This window comes from Blautia intestinihominis (assembly GCF_040096655.1).
Taxonomy (GTDB): domain Bacteria; phylum Bacillota; class Clostridia; order Lachnospirales; family Lachnospiraceae; genus Blautia_A; species Blautia_A intestinihominis.
The window spans coordinates 1-569 of record NZ_JBBMEI010000218.1; the positions used below are offsets into that span (position 1 = coordinate 1).

At 50.3% G+C, this 569-nt stretch carries 1 protein-coding gene; it reads right to left on the reverse strand.

The features are described from left to right. Positions 1 to 569, reverse strand: a 569-nt coding sequence (locus tag WMO75_RS19790) for a recombinase family protein (RefSeq protein ID WP_349078890.1), incomplete at both ends; no start/stop codon positions are given.

Sequence of the window (569 nt, forward strand, 5' to 3'; positions counted from 1 at the left end):
ACAATCCAGTCCTCCGGCTTCTTTTCCCCAATCGTGCCGATTTTGAAACGGTAGTCCTTTTTCTGGGAAGCAATCGCCCCAGTGTAAACGGGATTCATCAAAAGGTCTTTGATAACGGAAAAGTCCCACATATACCGCCCGTTTTCCGGGTCTTTCTTTTCCCATTTGGTGCGGGTATTGCGAAGCCCCCGTTCCCGGTTCCACCATGTGGGGCAGGGGATTTTTTCTTCCTCCAGCCGTCTGCGGATATAGTTCGGACCATGACCGTTTAGGGCATATCCGAAAATCAGCCGCACAATCGGGGCGGTTTCCTCGTCAATGAGCAGATGGTTTTTGTCCTCCGGGTCTTTCCGATACCCAAACGGGGCAAGACACCCGGTAAACTGTCCTTTCTGCGCTTTCAGAAGATAAGAGGAATGGACTTTCTTGGAAATATCCTTGCTGTACATCTCGTTCAGGATATTCTTGAACGGGGCGATGTCGTTGTTATCCCGCAGGGTGTCGATACCGTCATTCATGGCGATATAGCGGACACCGTTTCTTGGGAAAAAGTCCTCAATCAAATGCCC